At 64.9% G+C, this 23428-nt stretch carries 23 protein-coding genes; 12 read left to right on the top strand and 11 right to left on the bottom strand.

The window, feature by feature from the left end; genetic code table 11:
• Window positions 1–9 precede the first annotated feature (9 nt).
• From WI560_RS05245 to WI560_RS05230, 4 genes are all read left to right on the top strand, one after another.
• A complete protein-coding gene (locus WI560_RS05245; protein WP_375307145.1) occupies window positions 10–1350 on the top strand; it encodes an ABC transporter substrate-binding protein in 1341 nt (446 codons plus the stop codon).
• 134 nt (window positions 1351–1484) lie between these two features.
• Complete coding sequence (locus tag WI560_RS05240) at window positions 1485–2441, top strand: carbohydrate ABC transporter permease (protein WP_257193018.1); 957 nt, start codon at window positions 1485–1487, stop codon at window positions 2439–2441.
• Window positions 2434–3333 (top strand): carbohydrate ABC transporter permease, encoded by a 900-nt coding sequence (locus tag WI560_RS05235; RefSeq protein WP_373568113.1) that lies wholly within the window; start codon window positions 2434–2436, stop codon window positions 3331–3333. Before WI560_RS05240 ends, WI560_RS05235 begins: the two co-directional genes overlap by 8 nt.
• A gap of 129 nt (window positions 3334–3462) precedes the next feature.
• Window positions 3463–4818, top strand: a complete 1356-nt coding sequence (locus tag WI560_RS05230; protein ID WP_375307144.1) for an esterase-like activity of phytase family protein — start codon at window positions 3463–3465, stop codon at window positions 4816–4818.
• 200 nt (window positions 4819–5018) lie between these two features.
• On the opposite strand, the gene WI560_RS05225 is transcribed toward WI560_RS05230, so the two are convergent.
• The 6 genes from WI560_RS05225 to WI560_RS05200 all read right to left on the bottom strand — a co-directional run bounded on the left by WI560_RS05225 (window position 5019) and on the right by WI560_RS05200 (window position 10487).
• Window positions 5019–5849, bottom strand: coding sequence for a TonB family protein (locus tag WI560_RS05225; RefSeq protein WP_375307143.1), 831 nt, complete (start codon window positions 5847–5849; stop codon window positions 5019–5021).
• Window positions 5849–6295 (bottom strand): TonB system transport protein ExbD, encoded by a 447-nt coding sequence (exbD, locus tag WI560_RS05220; RefSeq protein ID WP_375307142.1) that lies wholly within the window; start codon window positions 6293–6295, stop codon window positions 5849–5851. Before exbD ends, WI560_RS05225 begins: the two co-directional genes overlap by 1 nt.
• 4 nt (window positions 6296–6299) lie before the next feature.
• Entirely contained in the window at window positions 6300–7076 is a 777-nt protein-coding gene (gene exbB / locus WI560_RS05215) for a tonB-system energizer ExbB (RefSeq protein WP_375307141.1), read from the bottom strand.
• A gap of 23 nt (window positions 7077–7099) precedes the next feature.
• Window positions 7100–7615, bottom strand: a complete 516-nt coding sequence (gene hutX / locus WI560_RS05210; protein WP_375307140.1) for a heme utilization cystosolic carrier protein HutX — start codon at window positions 7613–7615, stop codon at window positions 7100–7102.
• Window positions 7616–7639: 24 nt separating this feature from the next.
• A complete protein-coding gene (locus WI560_RS05205) occupies window positions 7640–7975 on the bottom strand; it encodes an antibiotic biosynthesis monooxygenase family protein (RefSeq protein ID WP_375307139.1) in 336 nt (111 codons plus the stop codon).
• A 118-nt stretch (window positions 7976–8093) separates the two neighbouring features.
• Entirely contained in the window at window positions 8094–10487 is a 2394-nt protein-coding gene (locus WI560_RS05200) for a TonB-dependent hemoglobin/transferrin/lactoferrin family receptor (protein WP_375308778.1), read from the bottom strand.
• A 270-nt stretch (window positions 10488–10757) separates the two neighbouring features.
• Here WI560_RS05200 and WI560_RS05195 point away from each other — a divergent pair, with 270 nt between their 5' ends.
• From WI560_RS05195 to WI560_RS05180, 4 genes are read left to right on the top strand one after another with little or no spacing between them, the layout of a single operon-like run.
• On the top strand, window positions 10758–10964 hold the full coding sequence (locus tag WI560_RS05195; protein ID WP_375308777.1) for a hemin uptake protein HemP: 207 nt from the start codon (window positions 10758–10760) through the stop codon (window positions 10962–10964).
• A gap of 6 nt (window positions 10965–10970) precedes the next feature.
• Window positions 10971–11924 carry a hemin ABC transporter substrate-binding protein gene (locus tag WI560_RS05190; protein WP_375307138.1) on the top strand — a complete coding sequence of 318 codons (954 nt, stop codon included), beginning with the start codon at window positions 10971–10973 and terminating at the stop codon, window positions 11922–11924.
• Entirely contained in the window at window positions 11921–13012 is a 1092-nt protein-coding gene (locus tag WI560_RS05185; protein WP_375307137.1) for a FecCD family ABC transporter permease, read from the top strand. Before WI560_RS05190 ends, WI560_RS05185 begins: the two co-directional genes overlap by 4 nt.
• Window positions 13009–13809, top strand: a complete 801-nt coding sequence (locus tag WI560_RS05180) for a heme ABC transporter ATP-binding protein (RefSeq protein WP_375307136.1) — start codon at window positions 13009–13011, stop codon at window positions 13807–13809. Before WI560_RS05185 ends, WI560_RS05180 begins: the two co-directional genes overlap by 4 nt.
• Window positions 13810–13844: 35 nt before the next feature.
• Here the strand turns inward: WI560_RS05180 and WI560_RS05175 are convergent, their stop codons facing one another.
• Together WI560_RS05175 and WI560_RS05170 are read right to left on the bottom strand one after the other, a co-directional pair.
• Window positions 13845–15524 carry a mucoidy inhibitor MuiA family protein gene (locus WI560_RS05175; RefSeq protein WP_375307135.1) on the bottom strand — a complete coding sequence of 560 codons (1680 nt, stop codon included), beginning with the start codon at window positions 15522–15524 and terminating at the stop codon, window positions 13845–13847.
• A 165-nt stretch (window positions 15525–15689) separates the two neighbouring features.
• Entirely contained in the window at window positions 15690–16310 is a 621-nt protein-coding gene (locus WI560_RS05170; protein WP_375308776.1) for a response regulator transcription factor, read from the bottom strand.
• A 204-nt stretch (window positions 16311–16514) separates the two neighbouring features.
• On the opposite strand from WI560_RS05170, the gene WI560_RS05165 reads away from it, so the two are divergent.
• Window positions 16515–17546, top strand: a complete 1032-nt coding sequence (locus WI560_RS05165) for an AraC family transcriptional regulator (RefSeq protein WP_274069713.1) — start codon at window positions 16515–16517, stop codon at window positions 17544–17546.
• A 2-nt stretch (window positions 17547–17548) separates the two neighbouring features.
• Here the strand turns inward: WI560_RS05165 and WI560_RS05160 are convergent, their stop codons facing one another.
• Window positions 17549–18760 carry an NnrS family protein gene (locus WI560_RS05160; RefSeq protein WP_375307134.1) on the bottom strand — a complete coding sequence of 404 codons (1212 nt, stop codon included), beginning with the start codon at window positions 18758–18760 and terminating at the stop codon, window positions 17549–17551.
• Between the two features lie 130 nt (window positions 18761–18890).
• On the opposite strand from WI560_RS05160, the gene WI560_RS05155 reads away from it, so the two are divergent.
• Window positions 18891–19601 carry a Crp/Fnr family transcriptional regulator gene (locus WI560_RS05155; protein ID WP_257176781.1) on the top strand — a complete coding sequence of 237 codons (711 nt, stop codon included), beginning with the start codon at window positions 18891–18893 and terminating at the stop codon, window positions 19599–19601.
• A gap of 118 nt (window positions 19602–19719) precedes the next feature.
• Here WI560_RS05155 and WI560_RS05150 read toward each other — a convergent pair whose 3' ends face one another.
• Complete coding sequence (locus tag WI560_RS05150; RefSeq protein WP_375307133.1) at window positions 19720–19917, bottom strand: DUF1858 domain-containing protein; 198 nt, start codon at window positions 19915–19917, stop codon at window positions 19720–19722.
• Window positions 19918–20130: 213 nt separating this feature from the next.
• Window positions 20131–21483, bottom strand: coding sequence for an oxygen-independent coproporphyrinogen III oxidase (hemN, locus tag WI560_RS05145; protein WP_375307132.1), 1353 nt, complete (start codon window positions 21481–21483; stop codon window positions 20131–20133).
• A 165-nt stretch (window positions 21484–21648) separates the two neighbouring features.
• Here hemN and WI560_RS05140 point away from each other — a divergent pair, with 165 nt between their 5' ends.
• Both WI560_RS05140 and nirK read left to right on the top strand, forming a co-directional pair.
• Window positions 21649–21837, top strand: a complete 189-nt coding sequence (locus tag WI560_RS05140) for a hypothetical protein (RefSeq protein WP_375307131.1) — start codon at window positions 21649–21651, stop codon at window positions 21835–21837.
• Window positions 21838–22296: 459 nt separating this feature from the next.
• A complete protein-coding gene (nirK, locus tag WI560_RS05135; RefSeq protein WP_375307130.1) occupies window positions 22297–23421 on the top strand; it encodes a copper-containing nitrite reductase in 1125 nt (374 codons plus the stop codon).
• Window positions 23422–23428: the final 7 nt, after the last annotated feature.

Below are 23428 nucleotides of genomic sequence, written 5' to 3'. Positions count from 1 at the left end.
GAGGTACTGATGAGGAACGACATCACCCGTCGTGATGCCTTGGCGCTGGGCCTATCCGCTGCAACCTTCGCCGCTACCGGTGCTGCAGCGCAAACATCCAATATCAAGGCTGCCGACGTTGCGGCCCCCAAGCGCGAGATCGAGAAGGGTGCGTCCTTGCGCATGCTGCGCCCGGTGCGCTTCGTCCAGGCCGACGAGGACGTGTTCCGCGCCAATGCGGCGAAGTTCACCAAGGAGACCGGGGTCGAGGTCAAGGTCGACTTCGTCGGCTGGGAGGACATCAACCAGCAGACCGCGGTCACCTCGAACTCCGGCGCCGGCCCCGACATCATCATCGGCTTCTCCGACGCCCCCCACATCTACATCGACAAGCTGGTCGAGCTGACCGACGTCGCGGACTATCTCGGCAAGAGGTATGGCGGCTGGCTGCCGCTGGCGCAGCGCTACGGCAAGAAGAACAAGAGCGACGCCTGGATCGGGCTTCCGTTCGGCGCCACCGCGGGGCCCCTGATCTACCGCAAGTCGATCCTGCAATCGGTCGGCTTCGATAAGGTGCCGGAAGACCATGCCGGGATCCTCGACCTCTGCCAGAAGCTGCACAAGGCCGGCAAGCCGGCCGGCTTCGCGCTGGGCAATGCCAAGGGCGACGGCAACGGCTTTGCGAACTGGGCGCTGTGGTCACACAATGCCTCCCTGCTCGACGAGGAGGGCAACGTCATTATCAACAGCAAGGAGACGATCGCCGCCCTGAACTGGGTCAAGCAGATCTACCCGACCTTCATCGCCGGCACGACGTCGTGGAACGACGTCAGCAACAACCGCGCCTATTCCTCACAGGAAATTTCCCTGACCGCGAACGGCGTCTCGCTGTATTTCTCGCTGAAGAACGATCCGGCGACCAAGGCAATCGCCGACGACAGCGAGCACCAGCTGCTGCCGAAGGGCCTCGCCAAGGTCTCGCCGATGGCGGGCCTCACCCTGAACGCCATGCTGTTCAAGCACAGCCAGTACCCCAATGCGGCGAAGGCCTTCCTGCAATTCATGCTGGAGAAAGACCAATACGAGCCCTGGCTCAATGCCAATTCCGGCTATTGGTCGCAGCCACTGGCCGCCTATGCCGAGGCCGCCGTCTGGAAGGGCGATCCGAAGGTCTCGATCTTCAAGGATACGATGAACAGCACCTACTACGACGGCTATAAGGGGCCGATCTCCACGGCCACGGGCGCGGTGAGTGCCGACTACGTGCTGATTCAGATGTGCTCGGCCGTTGCGACCGGTGCGGCCACCCCGGAGGCCGCGGCCGCGGAAGCCGAGCAGCGCTGCAAGCGGTACTTCCGGCGGCAGAGGTAACGCGACGACCGAGCCCTCGTCATTGCGAGGAGAACTTGCGACGAAGCAATCCAGGCGATCACTCCGAGACAGACTGGATTGCTTCGCTCGCAATGACGATTGTAGCGACAGCATCGAACAGGACGCCGACACCGATGTCCGTGACGACACTTTCCTCCTCCGCCCTGGCGCATCGTCAGCCCTCCTGGCTGGTGCGGCTGTTCGACTACAAGCCGTTCCTGATCGTGATGTGCCTTGCTCCCGCGATCGGGCTGCTCACGGTGTTCCTGACCTATCCGCTCGGTCTTGGCATCTGGCTCGCCTTCACCGACACCACGATCGGCCGACGCGGCATCTATGTCGGCCTCGAGAATTTCCAGTATCTGCTCACCGATCCGCTGTGGTGGAATGCCGTATTCTACAGCGTGGTCTATACCGGGATCGCGACCTTCGGGAAGTTCGCGCTCGGCTTCTGGCTCGCGCTGCTGCTCAACAACCATTTTCCGTTCAAGAGCCTGTTGCGTGCGATCATCCTGCTGCCCTGGATCGTGCCGACCGTGCTGTCGGCGCTGGCGTTCTGGTGGATCTACGATCCGCAATTCTCGATCATCTCCTACCTGCTCGTCGATGTGCTGCACTGGCGGTCGAGCAATATCGACTTCCTCGGTTCGCCCTGGCCGGCGCGCTTCTCGCTGATCGCCGCCAACATCTGGCGCGGCATTCCCTTCGTCGCGATCTCGCTGCTGGCGGGGCTGCAGACCATCTCGCCCTCGCTCTACGAGGCTGCGATGCTCGACGGGGCCAGCGCCTGGCAGCGATTCCGCTACATCACCTTCCCGATGATGATGCCGATCCTCGCCATCGTCATGACCTTCTCCATCATCTTCACCTTCACCGACTTCCAGCTGGTCTACGCCATCACCCGCGGCGGGCCCGGCAACTCGACGCATCTGCTGGCGACGCTGGCCTTCCAGCGCGGCATCGCCGGCGGCGAGCTCGGCGAAGGTGCGGCGATCGCGGTGTCGATGATCCCGTTCCTGGTGTTCGCGACGCTGTTTTCCTATTTCGGCCTGGCGCGCCGCAAATGGCAGCAGGGAGAGGACAATGACTGATACCGTCGCGCAAAACGGCACCGCCGACGCCAAAGCCGCGCCCGACACCATGGCCTGGGATTCCGGCCTGCGGCGGCTGATGATGATTTATTTGCCGCTCGGCTGCTTCGTGCTGATCCTGCTGTTCCCGTTCTACTGGATGGCGATCACCTCGTTCAAGCCGAACGCGGAGCTGATGAACTACAAGGCGCACAATCCGTTCTGGATCTCCTCGCCGACGCTCGCCCACATCAAGCATCTTCTGTTCGACACAGCCTATCCGCACTGGCTGAAGACGACGATGCTGGTCGCGATCGGCTCGACCACGCTGTCCCTGGTCGCATCGACGCTCGCCGCTTATGCCATCGAGCGCCTGCGCTTCCGCGGCAGCCCCTATGTCGGGCTCGGGATCTACCTTGCCTATCTCGTGCCGCCGTCGATCCTGTTCATTCCGCTGGCCACCGTCGTGGTGCAATTCGGCCTGTTCGACAGCCCTCTTGCGTTGATCCTGGTCTATCCGACCTTCCTGGTGCCGTTCTGCACCTGGCTCCTGATCGGCTATTTCAAGTCGATCCCCTATGAGCTCGAGGAGTGCGCGCTGGTCGACGGCGCGACGCGGCTGCAGATCCTGCGCCGGATCACGCTGCCGCTGGCGGTGCCCGGGCTGATCTCGGCCGGCATCTTCTCCTTCACGCTGTCCTGGAACGAGTTCATCTATGCGCTCGCCTTCATCCAGAGCGGCGCCAACAAGACCGTGCCGGTTGCGATCCTCACCGAGCTCGTCACCGGCGACGTCTACCAGTGGGGCGCGCTGATGGCGGGCTCGCTGCTCGGCTCGCTGCCGGTTGCGATCTTCTACTCGTTGTTCGTGGATTACTACGTGTCGTCGCTGACCGGCGCGGTGAAGGAGTAGCCTCGATCTCTCGTCCCCTCTCCTCATTTTGATGGGGAGAGGCGAAGCAAGCTGCGGCGTTTGGCCCGGCTTCACAAAACTGCAACGTGCCGTCCGCATAAGGCGTGCGTCCGCCAACAGGAGACGCACATGCGCGCGACTTTTCTCAGCACCGTCGCAACGATCATTCTCACCGCGAGCTCCGCGCTCGCCCAGAGCGAAGGCGAATTCCCGGCCAAGCTCGCCGGCCACGTGGTGATGCCGGCCGAATCGTTCATCGACGCGCCGGCTGATGCACCCGCCGACCTCAAATCCGCAGGCAAATACACCACGGGCAAGCGCGTCGAGGCGCTCGGCACCATCATGGGCAAATCCTATGAGCGGGCGACCGGCGTGTCGCTGCCGTTCAAGGGCCAGCCGCTCCAGGGGCATTCGGGCATCAAGACCATGCCCGACGGCAGCTTCTGGGTCATCACCGACAACGGCATGGGCGCCCGCGCCAACTCGCCGGACTCGATGCTGTACCTCAACCGCTACAAGATGGATTGGGCCGGAGGCAAGATCGAGCGGCTGGAGACCATTTTCCTGCACGATGCCGACAAGAAGGTGCCCTTCCGCATCGTGCATGAGGATAGCCAGAAGCGCTATCTCACCGGCTCCGATTTCGACACCGAAGGCTTCCAGATCATCGGCGACACCTTCTGGATCGGCGACGAGTTCGGCCCCTACATTCTGAAGGCCGACAAGTCGGGCAAGGTCCTCGGTGTGTTCGACACATTTGCCGACGGCAAGCCGGTGCGCTCGCCGGACAATTGGGCCGCCGCGACGCCGGCCGCGCCGGGCGCGACCTACACCAACGTCAACCTCCGCCGCTCCAAGGGTTATGAGGGCTTTGCCGCATCGAAAGACGGCAAGTTCCTCTACGGCCTGCTCGAAGGACCGCTGTGGGATGCCGAGAAGAAGGACTGGGAGAAGGTCGACGGCAAGGAAGCCGCCCGCATTCTCGAATTCGACGTCGCCGCGGAGAAGTTCACCGGCCGCTATTGGCAATATGTGTTCGAGCAGAACGGCAATGCCATCGGCGACTTCAACATGATCGATCAGGCCTCGGGCCTAATCATCGAGCGCGACAACGGCGAAGGCACGGCCGACAAGGCCTGTCCGCAGGGCACCCGCGGCGAGAATTGCTTCCCGGATCTCGCCAAGTTCAAGCGCGTCTACAAGATCGACCTGACCGACGCCAATGTCGGCAAGCCCGTGCGCAAGATCGGCTATATCGACCTGATGAAAATCAGGGATCCCGACAAGAAGGCGCGCAAGCCACTCAACGACGGCGTCTACACCTTCCCGTTCTTCACCATCGAGAACGTCGATCGCGTCGACGACACCCACATCATCGTCGGCAACGACAACAACCTGCCGTTCTCGTCCAGCCGCGATCCCAACAAGGCCGACGACAACGAGTTCGTGCTGCTCGAAGTCGCGGATTTCCTGAAGGCGAAGTAGCGCATCGAGCCTTCTCAGCCGCCACAAACTCCGCCGTCGTCCCTGCGACAGCAGGGACCCATAACCACAGGGAGGAGTTGTGGCACGAGATGGTGGTGACGGTCTTCGTCAAACTTGACCCTGTGGCTATGGGTCCCGGATCAGCGCTCCGCTTCGCTGCGCTTGTCTGGGACGACGACTGAGTTCGTGGTGACGGCTCCCTACCTCACCGTAAACTGAACCGGGATCGTGAAGCTCATCGACCCGTTCTTGATCTCGTCGGGGATCGGCGGAAACGGCGAGGCCTGGCGGATCATCGACATGGCCTGGGCGTCGAAGGCAGCGACGCCGGACGAGCCGGCAAGGCGGCTGGACGTGACCTGCCCGCTGCGGCTGACGGTGAAGCTCAGCCGTGCCACGCCGCGCTGGCCGCCCCCGGCGGACGGGTATGAGTGGAAGCGCATCAAGTGGGCGCGGACCCGCTGATTGTAGAACGCAATGGCTGAGGCCACCGCGCCGGCGCTCTGCGCCGATGCCATCGGCGCCTCACGCTCGGCGCGCGGCGGAGCGCTGGTTCGCGGTGCAGGCATCGCCTCCGACGGCTTCTTCGCCTCGCGGCGGACCACTTTCGGCTTTTCAAGTGCTGGTTTTTCGACGGGCACGATCTTTGCCGGTTCAGGCTTTGCTGGGGTCGGCTCCAGCTTCTGCTCCGGAGGCGCGATCACCTCCGGCTTCTCCTGCGGCGGTGTCGGCGCGATGGTCTCCTCGACGGCCTGCTGCTGCACTGGCTCGGGCGGCGAGGCGTCGGCTTCCTGCATCACCGGCCCCGGCGCGACGTCATCCTGCGTCGATTGCGGCGCCGAGGTCAGCGGCGCCATATCGACCATGATCGCCGGCAGGCTGACGCCCTGCTCCGGTTGCGACCTCTGCCAAGTCATCGCAAGCAGCGCGGCAGCCACATGCAACGTCACAATTGCCGCCGCCGAGAGACCCCAGCGCGCCGCTTCACGCTCGTCGAGCGGCTGGTGCAGGGCAAAGGCGTTCGCGGCCATCAGCTGCGTCCGTCGAGGCCGACCAGCGCGACCTTGAGATAGCCGGCATTGCGCAAGGTGTTCATCACCTCCATCAGGTCGCCATAGGAGACGGCCTTGTCGGCACGCAGATAGATGCGCTCGTCCTTGCGGCCTTTGGTGGCGGCATCGAGCGAGGTGCTGAGCGCCTCGCGGGCGACGATATCCTCGCCGACCGCGACGGACAGGTCCGGCTTGACGGTGACGAAGACCGGCTTGTCCGGCCGCGGCGCCGGCTCGGCCGCGGTGGCAGGCAGATCGACGCCGATGTCGACGGTGGCGAGCGGTGCGGCCACCATGAAGATGATCAGCAGCACCAGCATCACGTCGATGAAGGGCGTGACGTTGATCTCATGGGTGACGTCGAGATCGTCACGGTCGCCGCGCCTGCGCGGCGATCCGGAGTGCGTACCGAGCTTGGCAGCCATGGCTCTATTCCGCCGCCCGCGCCAATCGGAATTCTCTGTGGTCGCGTTGGCGGCTGACCAGCAGTATGAGCTGCGCCGAGGCGTCGCCGAGCAGGGCGCGGTAATTGGCGATGCCGCGCACGAGATGATTGTAGATCACGACCGCCGGGATCGCCGCGACGAGACCGAGTGCGGTGGCGAGCAGTGCCTCGGCGATGCCGGGCGCGACCACGGCGAGGCTGGTGGTATGGCTCTCGGAAATGCCGATGAAGGAGTTCATGATGCCCCAGACCGTGCCGAACAGGCCGACGAACGGCGCGATGGCACCGATGGTCGCCAGCAGGCCGGTGCCGCGCGCGATCGGCCTGGACATAGCCGCCTCGACCCTTTCGAGTCGCAGCGCGACACGTTCCTGAAGGCCGTCGTCGAGCACGCCGCCGGAGAGTTCGGCCTCCCTGGCGCAGGACTGGATCAGCTGGGCGACGGCGTCGCTTGCGTCACCGGCCCGTGCGGATGCCTCGGCGAGAGTCATGTTGCCCTCGAGCGCGCGCGTCCGCCGCAGGGCAAGAGCGCTCTTGCGGCGGAGCTCAATGGTCTTGGCAAGCCACACCGTCCATGTCGCCAGCGAGGCGATAGCGAGCCCGACCATCACGATCTTCACGATGATGTCGGCGCCGACGAACATGCCCCACGGGGACAGATTGCGCGGCAACAGCGCTTGGTCGATCGCGAAGGCGGGTGCCGGCGCGATCGTCAGCGCGATTGTGAGGATCACGTGCCGAAGCCTGGAAGTGCCCTGCATCCTGATCTCCCGACAGATGGAAGTTACGCCGAAGGCTTCGCCGCGATACGGTCAGCAAGTCCCCGGAAGCGCGCCAGCTGATCCGCGCGCAACGCCCGGGTCTCGTCGCGGCCGACGAAGACCTTGAACATGATGCCGCCGTCGACGTTGACGAACGCGACGAAGGCCGAGGACTTGCCCATGAAGGGCCGTTCGACAAAGGCGATGCCTGCGCAGCGCTCGTGGCGGAGATGGCCGTGCAGGCCCTTCGGCTGCATCAGGTTGAAATAGCCACGGCCAATCTCGCCCCTCGGAACGGTCCCGGTGAACTCGAAGATCGCATCATCGGTGTGGACGATCAGGGTGACCTCGCCCCATTCCGCGATGTCCTGCATGGCGGCGGCAAAATGTTCGCCGCTCCCCATGCGAACCATCGACGGCGGCAGCGCCTCGATCACCGCGCGCGGCGTGACGCTGCGCTCGCGCGCAACGTCCTCGATCACCGCGCCGGGATTGTCCGCCATATGCGCCCTGAGATCAGCAAGATCTGTGCTTAGCATGTCCGGCCTCCTCAACCAGCCGCCTCAGGCCGCCGCGCTCGCCTTGCGCTCGGTCATGATGACCTCGAACCCTTCAAACTTGGGGTGGCCGAGATAGAGGCTTTCGCCGGTCTTGTTGTCGGCGCGCGCATGAGCACGGCGGAATTCCTCCGAGCGCGTCCAGGCCTCGAAAGCCGCCTTGTCGACCCACACGGTATGCGAGGAGTACAGCGTGTAGTCCTCGCCGACGGGTCCCTTGAGCAGATGGAATTCGACGAACCCCGCCATGCTGCCGAGATAGGACTCCCGGGTGCGCCAGACGGTCTCGAAAGCGGCCTCCGAGCCGGGCTTCACCTGAAAACGATTCATCGCAATGAACATTGGACTTCTCTCCTGTGCCTTTTGAATCGGCATTGCCGATCGGATATTTCAGAACGGACCGAAGCCACGCTGACGCATCAGCGTGGCTCCGGAGATGGCTAGGGCATCCCGGCAGAGCTCAGGTGCCGCCAAAGTGGTATTTGAGGCCTCCCTTGATCACGAGCCCGGCACCGGCGCTCGCCCACTTCACGTCGTTCTGCGTGTCACCCGTGCTCCCCACCGGAATGGCGTACGGCCGGTAGTAGCGGTTGAAGAGGTTCTCGACAGAGAAGTTGAGGGTGAGATCGGGCGTCGGGTGATACTGCGCGTAAAGATTGACGAGATCGTACGACGTCGCCGGCGTGTAGGTCCTGGGGATGTCGTAGTTGGCGAGTGCCGACGTCCACATCATCGAGAGGATGAGGGTGCGGTCGAGCAGACGCACGCCGGCCGTCGTCGTGATCTTCTGCGGCGGAATGCTGTAGAGCCCGAACCCGGTCTGGAGATTCTTTCCGGTCTGATAGGTCCCGGAGAGGCCGAAGAACCACAGGTTCGCGTCATACATCGCCTCGGCCTCGAAGCCTTGAATGCGCGCGGACGCCACGTTTTGGTACTGCAGGAACGGAAGCACCGTAATGGACGGTGCGGGCGGCGGCCCGGTCGGGACCACGAGCGGGTTTCCGTAGGCTACCTGATCGATGAAGTCGCTGATGTCGTTACGGAACACGTTGATCTTGCCGCGCAGCGTGTCGCCCGCCGTGAACAGATCATTCTTCTTGATGTTGAAGCCGATCTCCTTGTTCTTGCCGACCTCGGGGCGCAGGTTCGGGTTCGGTACGAAGCAGAAGGTCGAATCCGCCCCCGGTCCCGGCGTGCCCGACGGACAGCGGAAGAACGAGTCGTTGACCGTCGCGCCGGCATGCGGCCCGCTCACCAGCGTCTCCGTGATCGAGGGCGCTCGATAGCCTTCCGCGTAGCTGGCATAGGGGGTCACGACCGCGGTCGGAACGAGAGCAACGGTGATCTTCGGCGAGAGGCGATCCCCACCCGACGACGAGGACGCCGAGGAAAGCTGATAATTGTCGTAACGGAGCGCACCGATCACCTCGAGCATCGAGGTGTAGTTCGCCTTCCACTGCACGAAGCCGCCCGATACTGTGCGCTGACCGCCCGGCGTCGTGACCTCGGATGTACCGGTCCTGTCACGAGACGACACCTTGTCCTGGAACGCATCCAGGCCGTAAGTCACCGCGTGTCGCCAGCTTCCCGTTTCGAAGCGCGTCGTGTTGTGCACGTCGATACCGATTGTATCGAGCAGATATCCGCGGTTGCTGCCGATGCAGCCGGACACGGCATTGCCGGGCACGCCGCCACAATAGACCGATGGCGTCGCGCTGGTATGCCCGGTCTTGATCTGGTCGTTCTCGGTGCGATTCCAGTAGATCTTGGCATCCCAGTCGAACCACTGATCGTCGGGCTGGGAGTATTTCCATCCCAGCGTGGTTGTGTAGTTCTTCACGTTGGAAGCGTAGACCGACGTGCCGTTCAGGTTATTGGTGCCGTTCGCATTGGTCGAATTGGGATCGCCGGCACGCCGCGGCGGCTGGCCTACGCTGAAAATATCCTCCTGGAAGATGGTCCCGAGCTTGACTTCGTGGCCGTCGGCCGGACGAACCGTCAGCTTGGCGATGCCGCTGCTCAGACGATTGCCTGTGTTTGCGACTTCGTAGCCGGTGCCGTCCTTGTAGCTCTCCTGAGTCGAATAGGTGCCCCCTGCGAATACGTCGACATTGGGGTTGACATGAACACCGCCAAAGGCGGATCCGAGCGCACGTCCGTAATTGCTGCCAAGGATGGTCTTTACGTCGACGCCCCAGCGCTCTCCCGCGCGGACCACGTCCTCGATGTCCTTGGTGCGGAACGAGGCCACGCCGCCGATCGCGCCGGAGCCGTAGATGTTCGCGGTCGGGCCGCGCACGATATCGATGCCGCTGATCAGTTCCGGATTGAGGAAGAACGAACCATTGGCGAAATGGCCGGTGCGCTGGTAGTTCTGCCGCGCGCCGTCGACCACGACGGCAACACGGCCGAAATTCTGGAGACCCCGGATGTTGATCGAGGTGGCCGGATCATCGCCGCGATTCTGGACCCAGACGCCGGGCAAGTTGTAGATGAGATCTCCGACGGTACTGGCCTGGCGGGCTTCGATCTGCTCGGACGTGACGACACTGACGGGCGCCAATGCGTCGACGGCTCGCTCTTCCGTCTTGGTCGCCGCAGCCGTGATGGTGTCGAGCACCTGAACGGGTGCCGTGCCGGCGGCCTGGGCGCGGGCATTGAGGACGTCAGGCGTTGCCTCTGCAACCTGCGGCTTCCCCGGCTTGCGCTTCGACTGCTTCGCTCGTTCGGAGGACGCGTTTTCGGCCTGCGGCGATGCAGTCTGCGCGAGACCGCTCTCCGTCATCACTGCCGCGATTGAAACCACCGACGCGCCCAGAATCAGGGCGCGCGAATACCTAGCCCCGTCAGCCATATCAGCCCCAGCCTGCACTTCACTTCAAGAATTTTGAATCTTCTGGCTGGCTGGCGTGCGTTCGCAACGCGAACGGCTGGCTGGCTGACTTGCTCAAGTCGCGGGCAGGTTCCCCCGCCCGTCATAAATGGTTACGTGGCAAGACCCGGACGGTCAATGACATCAGGTTACAGTTTATATCGATTGTAAATCGCAGCCGTTGGAATGCGCTCGGTGCCGCCTGTACAAACAGGCAGCACTCCAAGGTTTCGAAGGCGCATCACACTTCATATGTCAGCAACGTCCGCAAGCAACAACGGCGACGCCGCGGGGACAGCAGAAGGCTCTTCTGCGACGACAAGAACCCTGACCATGCGTGGAAGCCAGATCGACAGCCGCGAGTTGTTCGCGGTCGCCCGCGAGATCATCATTGCGCATGGCGAAGACAGCTATCGGCTTCGTCTGACAGCGCAGAACAAGCTGATCCTGACGAAGTAATCCGCAATGGCATTTTGTCGCACCCTCGCCAATCTCCTGCTCTGCAGCGGAATCGCGCTCACGCCGGCCGCGCACGCCGCCGGCATCACCGTGCATGACGCGCGCAATCGCGAGATCGCCGTGACCGATTTCGCGCGCACGGTCTCGATCGGCGGCGCCATCACCGAGATCCTCTATGCGCTGGGGCTCGAGGACCGGCTGGTCGGCGTCGACACCACGAGCCTTTATCCGGCGGCGGCGCTGCACGACAAGCCCAATGTCGGCTACATGCGCCAGATCTCCGCCGAAGGCGTGCTGGGCCTCAATCCCACCCTGATCCTGGCGATCCAGGGCTCAGGTCCGCGCGAGACCATGGACGTCCTGGAAACCGCGAAAGTGCCGTTGGTGCTGGTACCCGACACCTTCACCGAGGCCGGCTTGATCGAGAAGATCAGGCTGGTCGGTCACGCCATGGGCGTCGACGCGCGCGCCGCGTGCCTGAGCGCGGCGGTCAGCGCCGATTTTGCGCAGCTCCGCGCCCTGCGTGCCAAGGTGATCAAACCGGTGCGCGTGATGTTCGTGATGTCGCTGCAGAACGGCAGAGCGCTGGTGGCGGGCCGCAAGACCGCGGCCGAGGAGATCATTAAGCTCGCCGGCGCCGCCAATGCCATCGACGATTTCGACGGCTACAAGATCATCGGCGACGAGGCGATCGCGGCGGCAAGGCCCGACGTCGCGCTGTCGATCGAACGCGGCAAGGACCAGGTCCAGGCCGAGGCGATCTATGCCCATCCCGGCTTTGCGCTGACGCCGGTCGCGGCCAACAAGAGCTTCATCGCCATGGACGGGCTCTATTTACTCGGCTTCGGCCCCCGGACGGCGGCGGCAGCGCGCGATCTTTCCGCAAGACTCTATCCGGCACTGGCCGAGCGGGGCGACGGATTCACGTCGGCGCTGTCTGCGGCGAACTGCCGGCAATGAGCGTTGCGATCGGGACCGGAGCGCGCATCCCGGAACGACGCGCCGGGGCCGGACGACGGTCTGCGTCCCTGGCGATCGTCGTCCTGATCGCGGTGCTCACGGTCACCGCGATCGTCGCGCTGACGCTGGGCGCCGCCGGCATCCCCCTCTCCCGCCTGCCCGCCGCACTCGGACTGTCGGGCGAAAGAACGGCCATGACCGCCCGCGACCAGCTCGTGCTGTGGTCGATCCGCGTCCCCAGGATCGCGGCGGCCGCGATGATCGGCGGCCTGCTCGCCGCGGCCGGCGCGATCATGCAAGGATTGTTTCGTAACCCGCTGGCCGATCCCGCCCTGGTCGGCGTCTCCAGTGGCGGCGCGCTCGCAGCCGCAAGCGCGATCGTCTTCACTGATTCTCGCTTCGGCGAGACGCTGCGCTTCCTCCAGACCGAGCTGCTTCCGCTCGCGGCATTCGCGGGATCGTTGGCCACGACCGCAATCCTCTACGGCATCTCGAGCCGTTCGGGGCGCACCTCGATTGCGATCTTCCTGCTTGCCGGCGTCGCCATCACCGCGATCGCCAATGCGGGCATCGGCCTTTTGGTGTTCATCGCCGACGACCGCCAGCTTCGCGACATCACGTTCTGGATGCTGGGCTCGATGAGCGGCGTGACCTGGGCCAAAGCTGCCGTGCTCGCACCGGTCCTCGTCGTCGGGCTCGGTGCCTGCACTTTCATCGCGCGCGGCCTAGATCTCCTGGTGCTCGGCGAGGCCGACGCCTTTCACGGTGGGGTCGATGTCGAGCGCCTCAAGCGGATCTCGATCGTCATGGTCTCCGCCATGACCGGCGTCGCCGTGTCGATCAGCGGCGTCATCGGCTTCGTCGGCATTGTCGTGCCGCATCTGCTGCGCCTCGTCATCGGGCCCGCGCATCGGCTGTTGCTGCCGGCATCGGTACTGCTTGGCGCGATCCTGATGGTCGGCGCCGATACGCTGGCGCGCACGATCGTCGCGCCGGCGGAGATGCCGATCGGCATCCTGACCGCGGCGGTCGGCGCGCCGGTCTTTCTCTTCATCCTGCTGCGGCAGCGCGGGCTCGCCTCGCTATGAGTGCCGTGATCGAGGCCCGCGCCTTGAGCAAGCGCGCCGGCCGCGCGCAGCTGCTCGATGGCGTCGGCCTGACGGTCAAGGCCGGCGAGATGGTCGCCGTGATCGGCCCGAACGGCGCAGGCAAATCGACGTTGCTGCGGCTGCTCTCCGGCGATCTCCGGCCAAGTGCAGGCGAGGTGCGCCTGAAGCAGCGCGACATCGGCAGCTTCACGCCGCGCGAGCTCGCTGCGCGCCGCGCAATGCTGTCCCAGCACATCAACGTCACCTTTCCCTTCACCGTCGAGGAGATCGTGCAGATGGGCGCGGGCGAGCGCAGCGGGCGTGACGCGCGCCCGCTCGTTGATGCCGCCCTCGAGGAGGTCGGGCTTGCGCATTTCCGCGAACGGCAATTGCCGACGCTCTCGGGCGGCGAGCAGCAGCGCGCTCATTTCGCCCGCGTGCTGGTCCAGCTCGCCTGCGGCGAGGCCGAGCATGGCCCGGGACTTCTGCTGCTGGACGAGCCGACCTCGAGCCTCGATCTGCGTCACCAGATCGACCTCGTCGAGGCGGCACGCCGCCGCGCCGGCACCGGCACGGCGGTGATTGCGATCCTGCACGACCTCAATCTCGCCATCCGCTTCGCCGACCGGCTGATCGTGCTGGCTGGCGGCAAGCTCGTCGCAGACGGCCCGCGCGCAGACATCGTCACGCGGGAGAGGATCCGGGATATCTTCGAGATCGACGCGGTCGTGCATCAGGCCGACGGCGTGCCGTATGTGTTGCCGCAGTCGATGCGGGCTGTTGCGACCGGAATTTAGCCAATCCTGTTTCTGCAAAGGAGGTGCGACCGAGCCTACCCCGCCGGCACGATCACCATGCTCTTGTCCTTCGGCCAGCGGATGCGCCAGGCGAAGTTGATGTCGCGGACTTCGCCGGGCTTGGCCTCGAACGACCATTCCAGCACGCCGCGCTTGTCGCGGATGTTGTTCGCGGTCGGCGGCGTGGTCGACGGCAGCATCTCGACGACGATGTCCTCGCTCTCGCTGACCGGCAACTGATCCTCGATCGCAATCTTGATCGGGAAGTCGTGGCCGTTGCGGATCATGGTCTTGAACGCACGTTCCTCCGTCTTGGACGTCGTGACCAGCAGGCCTGCCGAACCCTCATTGCGCTTGAGCACGGCGCGCTCGATCCTGACCTTGTCGTCGGCGCCGAAGCCGAGCCGAACGAAGTCGTCCTTGGCCGACGCCGAGATCTTGCCGCGACCGACAAAGACGCCGTCGCGATAGATCGCAACCTTGCCAGGCAGCAGGGTCGTGTCGTCGGTCTGCTTGAAGCTGGCTTCGAGGAAGGCGGTCGGGTCCAGCACGGGCGCGGCGCGGACGGCGAGTTCGGCAGGGACGGTCATCGCCGCGATGCGCATGCTCTTGGCTCCCTCCTGGGCGCCGAGGCTGACGCGGCCGGGAATCTTGAACGTGGCCTGGAAGCCGCCGATCTCGGCCACCGCCTGCTGCTCATCGGCGCGTTCGCGCGACTCGGACGCCTCCGCGATCTTGGCCATCGCCGGCGAATGTGCCTGGCGCGTCATGGGTGCAGGCCGCGCCAGGTCCGAGGCCGTGCCGAGCGCTAGCGGCTTGGGCGGCTGCGGATATTGCGCCACCAGCGAGCCGAGCTCCGGCGCGCTGCCGCCACGGCCGATACGCACCGTGGAGACACCGAGCGCGACATTCGACCAGTCTTCGCCGGTCGACTGCGTGATCTCGGCGCGACGAACGAGTTCGAGCTGCGGCTTGCGATCCTTGGCGCCGGTGTCGAGCCTGGCGTCGTAGAGCGGCACCCAGCGCGCGTTGCGCACGGCGTAGGTCACCCGCAGCGTCGCCTTGGTCGCAGCGGCGGAGGCGACATCGATCCGCACCTCCAGCTTGCTCGGCGGCTTGGCCGAGCGCTCGGCCTCGAGCTGTGCGATCTGGCGGTCGATCTCGCGCTGCTTTCGCGTGGCGTCACGGATCGTGGTATCGGCGGTCGCGGTCTCCTCGGCAACCGCGGCGAAGGCCGCGCGCCATTCGGTGATCGGCCGAGCCTCGCCCTTGTCGCCGAGGCCTGCGGGCGAGGCTTCGGCAAAGCGCTGGGCAAAGCTGCGCCTTGCGTTTGCCGAGTCGATCGCACCTTGCAGGTCGGCGCGCTGATCTCTCAGCGCTTCGATGCGCTTGTCGAGTTCGGACAGGTTGACGGGCGGCGCGGCCCGCGGCGGCCGGGCATCGATCGTGCCGATGGTGAGCTTGGCGCCCGCCTCGCCTTCGACGCGAAGCGAGGACGGATCGAGCGAGAGCGGAAAATCCCTGGCGACCAGCGTCGAATCGCCTGAGGCGAGGTCCAGCGCGATGATGCGGGTGACGGTGGCGCCATCGGGATAGACGGTCACGGCGTCGATCGCCGACTTGGCGTCCAGTTCGGCGGCCCATGACGGCACCGCGAGGGCCGCGGTCACCAGGACCAGGCTCGTCGTTGCCAGACATTTTGCGGTGATGCGCATGAAATTCCTCCCTGCCGATATCGACGCGTCGCCAGCCGGACGCGCGAAAGATGCCTTGCCAAGATGGTTGGACGCGGCAGGGAAGGAACCGGTTCGATTGGGGTTTACGTTGGGCACCGCTGCGGCGGCACCAAGGCTGCGGAACGGCTGGCGATCCCGCGGGTGCTAAGCCTGGGTCGGCGCGCTCTGGCCAAAGATGCGTCGAAGCAGATCGGTCACGTTTTTGGCCCCGGCCTTCTTCAAGATGCCGGCGCGGTAACCTTCAACCGTCCGCGCACTCAGATGCATGCGACGGGCGATCTCCTTGTTGGTCAGGCCGGCGGCAAGGTGCTCGAGCACGTCGGCTTCGCGCGCGGTCAGCGGCTCGCAGCCGGGCAGCCAGCCCTGTCGGCTCGTGCGGGGCTGTGCGAATTCATCGATGGCGGCATCGATCCGGCCGACGATGTCATGGGTGCGGAACGGCTTTTCGATGAAGTCCGCCGCGCCGCTCTTGATGGCGTCGACCGCCAAGGCGATGCTACCGTTCGCCGAGGTCACCAGCACCGGCGCCATGCAGTTTTCCTGGCGCAGCCGCCTGAGCATGTCGAGGCCGGAGCGATCGGGCGGCAACTCCATCAGCACGCAGGCCGGCATCCGCGCCTTTGCCTCGGACAACAGAGACGCACCGTCGGCGAAGCAGATCACGTCATAGGCGCTCTGTTGGAGCGCGGCTGAAAGTTGTTCGCGGGAGGCCGCATCGGTCTCGATGACGAATACCTCACCCTTGGAAAGCGTGTTTCCCGGCATATCCCGATCCAGCAATGTCTTGGTCAAATGGTCCGAGACGGAAGGCAGGCCCCATCGCCGCGCCGCGCCGTCATGAGCACGGCATTCACGCCAGTGCCTCGGTTTCCCCTATGTATGTCCCGCCCGGTTCCCGGATTTGACGGACCGAGACAGAAACTTTACATTTCGGGACATCTGCGGGAATGGCTGGCAGGAACGGTTCGCATGACCGACCTCGTTCGCAGCGCAGGCTTGAGCTATTACCCGGAAATCGCTCGGTCGGTGGGGCTCGATCCCAAACAGATGATGCGCAAGGCCAGGCTGCCGCTGGCCTGTCTCGACAAGCCCGACACTCCCATCGCCGTCGCCGGCCTGCGCCGTCTGCTCGAATTGTCGGCAGCGGCGTCCGGCGCCGAAGATTTCGGCTTGCGTCTCGCCGAGCGCGGCGGCCTGACCAATTTCGGCGCCGTCGGCCTGATCGTGCGCGAGCAGGCGACCGTGGGCGAGGCGATCGAGGCGTTCTCGCGCTTCATCCATATCCATCATGATGGCATGCGGCTGGATGTGACGCGCGGCAGGCAGAGCGTGACCGTCAGGCTGCATCTGCGCGGCCGGCAGCCGAGCGCGCCGCGGCAGTCGATCGACATGGCCCTCGGCAGCGTCCACCGCATCATCCAATCGCTGTTCGGCCATGACTGGCGGCCGCAGGAAGTGCATCTGCATTATCCGCCGCCGAAGGACCGCAAGCGCTATCGCGACTTCTTCGGCTGCCGCGTGACCTTCAACGCCGAGGACGACGCGATCCTGCTGTCGGCACACGACATGGAGCGCCGGATCCCGGGCGCGCACCCCCTGGTCGCGACTTATCTGCGCAAGCGCATCGAGGCAATCGAGACCCGGCCGGCAAGTTGGGAGGGGAAGGTCGACGAGGTCGTGCGGACCCTGCTCGCTACCGGCGACTGCACCGTCGAGCGCGTCGCCGAGCATCTTGCCTGCACCCGCCGCACCATCCACCGCCATCTCGCCGCAGCAGGCACCAGCTTCTCGGCCATCCTGGATGCGCAACGCGCCGATCTCGTCACTCAGCTGATCGACGACCCTGGGCGGCCGCTGGGTGACATCGCGCTGCAGCTTGGGTTCTCTGCGCAGAGCGCCATGGCGCGCTGGTTCCGCGGCCGCTTCGGCTGCACCATCACCGACTGGCGCAAGGGCGTGAGACCACCGGCGGCCGATGCGCCCTCGGCAAGCGCGGCCTGAGTTCAGCGCGCCGGGGCCGGCACGCCCATGATGGCGAGGGCCCGCCGCCGGCTGCCGGCGAGCAGCGGCCCGAACGCGACGGCAAATCCGAGGAACGCGACCAGCCAACCGCAGGCAGCAACGTGCAGCAACACATAGCTGTGCGCGGGAAAGACCACCGCAGCAATCCGGGCCAGAGCCGCGATGATGATCGCGGCATAGATTGCCTGGATCGCCGGCGAAGCCGTCAAGGCCTGTCCGGTATGGCCGAGGCTGGCGCGGGTCATCACCGCGAGCGTCATGGTCCCCGCCGCACCGGTCATCCAGGCGTGGATGCCGGCGCTCGGCGGCAGCGCTCCGAACACCGCAATGGCGTGCAGGATGAAGCCGAACGGCACGAACACGTAACCGACATGCAGGATCACGAGCAGCCGCTCGCGCAAGGTGCGATCACCGGCCCAGCGCGCAAGCCGCACCAGATGCAGCCCGCCGGCGAGCGCCATCAGCACACCGGTGACGGCATTCAGCGGCGCCACGACCCACGAGACGAGCGCGAGCGCGCTGCATCCGATCACTGCGCCGTCGAAACGTCCGAACGGCACCGGCAGCCGGCCGGGATTGAACTTGACCAGCCAGTTGCGGGTGAAGCTCGGAATGATGCGGCCGCCGATCAGCGCGATCAGCAGTATGACCACGCCGACGCCGACGCGGATGCTGACATCGGCCGCGCCCTGGTAATGCGCCTCGAGATGAAAAGCGACGTTGCCGGCGAGCAGAACGGACACCAGCCCCACCACTGGCAGGTTGCGCCAGTTGCCGCCTGCAATGACTTCACGCGCCGCGGCGGCGACGACCAGCGCCAGGAAGGCGGCGTCGACCGCCAACGCGAACGCCCAGCCGGTATCGGCCGACAGCGTCACCACGACCCGCCCAGCCAGCCAGACCATCACCAGGGCTCCGAGCGAGGTGCCCTGGATCGGCAGCCGGCCGGTCCAGTTCGGAATGGCCGTGAACAGGAACCCGGTAATCACCGCCGGCAGGAAGCCGTAGAGCATCTCGTGGACGTGCCAATCGCGCGCCGCGAATGCGGAACTCACCGACAATTCGCCATAGAACATCGGCAGCCAGGCCAGGATCGACAATCCGGCCTGGATCGCGGCCAGCAGGAAAAAAGGCCGAAAACTGTGCGCAAACAGCGGCCAGCCCTGATAATTGCGGGATCGGGCGCCAGCCATGGGGTCAACTCCAATGAATTTCAGTCCGTTGTCTGGAAAAATACTGCCAGCCGATTGTTCCGTTTTGCGCTATCGCAAACTATCGGACGATTGCAGGTGCCATCACACTCCTTGACGCCAAGGAGGCAGAATGGCCAAGGTCGACACATCGCTGGTTGCGCATTTGCCGCTGTTTGCCGGGGTCACGCCGGAAGCTCTGGACGAGATTCTGCGTGAGGCCCGTTCGGCGCGATATCCCAAGAACAGTGCCATCTTCGAGCAGGGTGCGGACGCACAGTCGTTTTTCCTGCTGCTGCACGGCCACGTCCGCGCGGCCAAGACCACTCCGACCGGCGAGCAGATCGTGGTGCGCTATGTCGCGCCCGGCGAAACGTTCGGGCTCGCCATGGCGATCGGCGCCTCGCGATACCCGGCGACCGCGACCGCAGTCGACGACAGCGTGGTGCTGATCTGGCCGACCTCGGCCTGGCCGCGGCTGATCGAGCGATTTCCCTCGCTTGCCGCCAACACGCTCCAGACCGTCGGCACCCGCCTCCAGGAGAGCCACACCCGCATCCTGGAAATGTCGACTCAGCAGGTCGAGCAGCGCGTCGCACATGCGCTGCTGCGCCTCGCCAAGCAGTCCGGCAAGAAGCTCGACCGCGGCATCGAGATCGACTTCCCGATCAGCCGTCAGGACATCGCGCAGATGACCGGCACCACGCTGCACACCGTCAGCCGCATACTGAGCGGCTGGGAAAGCCAGGGCCTCGTCGAAAGCGGCCGTCAGCGCATCATCCTGCGCGATCCGCACGGGATCGTCGTGCTGGCGGAGCGGAGCGCAGACAGCGGGGCGGCGTGACGGCCGCACCAAGGCGTCTGCGGCCAAGAGCGAGATAGGAGTGAGGGCGCCTCCGCTTACGGCGAAAGCCGCCCCTCACCCGAGAATCCGCGCGCGCCCGCACGAATTCCAGACCGTTTCACGCCGGCACGCAATCGACCAGTGCGGCAAGAAATTTTTCGCGGTCGATGCCATGCTCGCGGCAGGCATCATCCACCGTGTGGAAGGTTGCGATCGGGCAACCGACACAAGCCAATTTGAAGGCTAGAAACACGCGGATCGTGTGCGGCGCCGTACGCATGATGTCATCGACCAGATCGTCGGATGCAAAGGACATGGACAACTCCGTTCGGAGACGACGATAACGGAGGAGCGCGGAGTTTCTTTGTGGAAGCGCAAGCAGTTGCCGTTTCCCTCAGCTCGTCATGCCGGGGCGCGCCGTTTGGCGCGAACTTCGATGCGCAATTGCGCATCTGAGAATCCATCGGGCGGCGGATGACGTACAGAAATGGATTCCGGGCTCGCGCTGCGCGCGCCCCGGAATGACGAATTACACCGCCCGGCTGTGCAGCTGCTTTGCCGGGTTGAGATGCGCGTCGAACGCGGCGGCGACGCTGCGGACCAGGAAGCGCGAGTCTTGTGCGACTGCGAGGCGATTGCCCTCCAGCCTCACGACGCCGTCGGAGATCAACGGGCTCAGTCGCGCCGCCGAGCGCAGCATCGTCGCTGCCTCGGCGCCATGGCGCGCGCAGATGTCGCCGAGATCGGCACTGAACTCGCACATGATGCGTTCGATGATGTCGGCGCGCAGCCGGTCGTCTTCGGTGAGCCGATAGCCCTTCGCGGTCGCGGGACGGCCGGCGGCGATGCTCTGCGCGTAGGCGCCGATCTGCACCTCGTTCTGGACGTAACCCTGCGGCAAATGACCGATCGCGCTGGCGCCAAAGCCCAGCAGGACTTCACCCTTGTCGGTGGTGTAGCCCTGAAAATTGCGCCGCAGCGTCCCGTCCTCGAAGGCCACCGCCATGGCGTCGCCAGGCCGGGCGAAATGATCGAGCCCGATCTGCACATAGCCGGCCTCCTTCAGCGCATTGGCGATCGCGCAAGCTTGGTCGTGGCGCGCGAGGCCGTCAGGCAGCACGGCTTCGTTGATCATGCGCTGGTGCTTCTTGAACTGGGGCACATGGGCGTAGCCGAACACGGAGAGGCGGTCGGGCGCGAGGGTGAGGCTGCGCCGAACCGTATCCAGGCACGATGCGACGGTCTGGTGCGGCAACCCGTAGATCAGGTCGAAATTGATTCCCGCGATGCCGGCGCGCCTGAGCATGTCGACCACGGACGCCGTCTGCTCGAAGCTCTGCACGCGATTGATCGCCCGCTGCACCACGGGATCGAAGCTCTGCACGCCGAGGCTCGCGCGGTTGACGCCGGAGAGCCGCATCGCCTCGACCATGTCTGCGGTCAAGGTGCGGGGATCGATCTCGACCGCGATCTCGGCCGAGGGCAGCACGAAGAACTTCTGGCGCATCGTCGCCATCAGCTCGACGAAAGCCTCCGGCGCCATGATCGTTGGCGTGCCGCCGCCGAAATGGATGTGCTCCACCTTGATGCGGCGGCCGATGGTCTCGGCGATCTGCGCGATCTCGTTGCGCAGGGTCCGCTGATAGCCGGCGATGAGCTCGTCCCGGCGGGCGATCTGGGTGTGGCAGCCGCAATACCAGCACATCTCGCGGCAGAACGGCACGTGGAGATAGAGCGACGCGCTGGCACCCGCCGGCAGCTCCGCCAGCCACCGGGCATAGGTGTCCGGGCCGATCGCCGTCGAGAAATGGGGTGCGGTCGGGTAGCTCGTGTAGCGCGGCAATCGCTCTTCGCCGTAGCTTGCCGCAAGATCAGCTCTCATGTCTTACCCATTCGTAAATCTAGGCCGTGTGCAGACATCACGGCAAATCACGGAATGACTTCAATTAACCCGGATGTGCCGAGGCGACTTTGCGCTCGCGCAAAGCCCAGCGGCCGGTTCCCGGCAATGATAAGAACATTCGTGCGGCTATCCGGAGCGTTTGCCATGAGGCTTCTCGCACTCGAACTGATCCTTTCCCTGCTCGACGTCCGCGGCCATATCCCGCGCTTCGACGACTTCCGGCCGACCCCGGTCGCACCGGCTCCGGCCGGCGCCGCGCGCGCTCTGGCCGCCGCGATCGCGGTCTTCGCCGTATTGTCGCTGGCGATCTGGCTTGCCGTGCAGCTCATCTAGTTGCGATCCGACGATCGATCGCATGGGCCGCGCACCGCCAAGGTCGCGGGTCGTATCGGCCGCCCCTGCGAAAGGTGACGGCCACGTCACCGGTCGAATGGTTATCCCGCTTGAAGATGCGACCGAGTCGCCGCTGAGCACAGACGCGGTGCGGTCACGCTCGGCAATTCTGCGCATCGCACGACATCGACAGCTGCGACGCCTGACGCGTCGGCGACGCTCAGTCGCGTGTCAAGAATGTCGACACCGCTGTCCGGCGTCTGTTCGCTGAGCCTCGACGTCCGCCATGACGACGTCGGAATCGATCAATGCGGTATCGACGATACTACTTCACGAGGACGCCTAAGTACCATTGCGGAGGTGAATCACGGCGAAAGCTTGTTGCAGCGCAAATACGCTTGCCGCGATCGGCGCACACTGCATTCGTTATCAGATCTATTCACATGAAGGATGCTTCCGATGTTCACCCGCAGAGCCGCATTGATCAGCGCCGCCGCGACTGCCTTGATGCTGGCGGCCCCGGCCTTCGCCGCCAGCGATCTCAAGCTGCCGCGTCAGAAGGTGGAGCTGGTCGCTCCGCCCTTCGTGCACGCGCACGAGCAGGCCACGACGCAGGCTCCCAAGATCGTCGAGTTCAAGCTGACCGTCGAGGAGAAGAAGGTCGTCATCGACGACAAGGGCACCACTTTCCAGGCCATGACGTTCAACGGCTCGATGCCGGGACCGCTCATGGTCGTGCACGAGGGTGACTATGTCGAGCTGACGCTGGTCAATCCCGCCACCAACACCATGCCGCACAACATCGACTTCCACTCCGCGACCGGCGCGCTCGGTGGCGGCGAGCTCACGCTCGTCAATCCGGGCGAGCAGGTCGTGCTGCGCTGGAAGGCGACCAAGACCGGCGTGTTCGTCTATCACTGCGCACCGGGAGGCCCGATGATCCCCTGGCACGTCGTCTCCGGCATGAACGGCGCCGTGATGGTGCTGCCGCGCGACGGACTGAACGACGGCAAGGGCCACGCCCTGAAGTACGACAAGGTCTACTATATCGGCGAGCAGGACATGTACGTGCCGCGTGACGCGAAGGGCAATTTCAAGTCCTACGAATCGCCCGGCGAAGCCTTTACCGAGACCGAAGAGGTGATGAACAAGCTGATCCCCACCCATGTCGTCTTCAACGGCAAGGCCGGCGCGCTCACCGGCAAGAACGCGCTCACCGCCAAGGTCGGGGAGAACGTGCTGATCGTGCATTCGCAGGCCAATCGCGACAGCCGTCCGCATCTGATCGGCGGGCATGGCGATTATGTCTGGGAGACCGGAAAGTTCGGCAATGCACCGGAGGTCGGGCTCGAGACCTGGTTCATCCGCGGCGGCTCGGCGGGAGCTGCGCTGTACAAATTCCAACAGCCCGGCATTTACGCCTATGTCACGCACAATCTGATCGAGGCGGCCAATCTCGGCGCCACCGCGCACTTCAAGGTCGAAGGCAAGTGGAACGACGATCTGATGACCCAGGTGAAGGCACCTGCGGAGATTCCGCCGCAGACACAAGGCGCCCTGCAGACCGGCCGCAAGATCAACTGACCAAGCG

The sequence above is a fragment of the Bradyrhizobium sp. A11 genome (genome assembly GCF_042077125.1).
Classification (GTDB): Bacteria; Pseudomonadota; Alphaproteobacteria; order Rhizobiales; family Xanthobacteraceae; genus Bradyrhizobium; species Bradyrhizobium japonicum_B.
The sequence above is the reverse complement of the archived record's forward strand: the minus strand, read 5'-3'. Positions and strand labels throughout refer to the sequence as shown.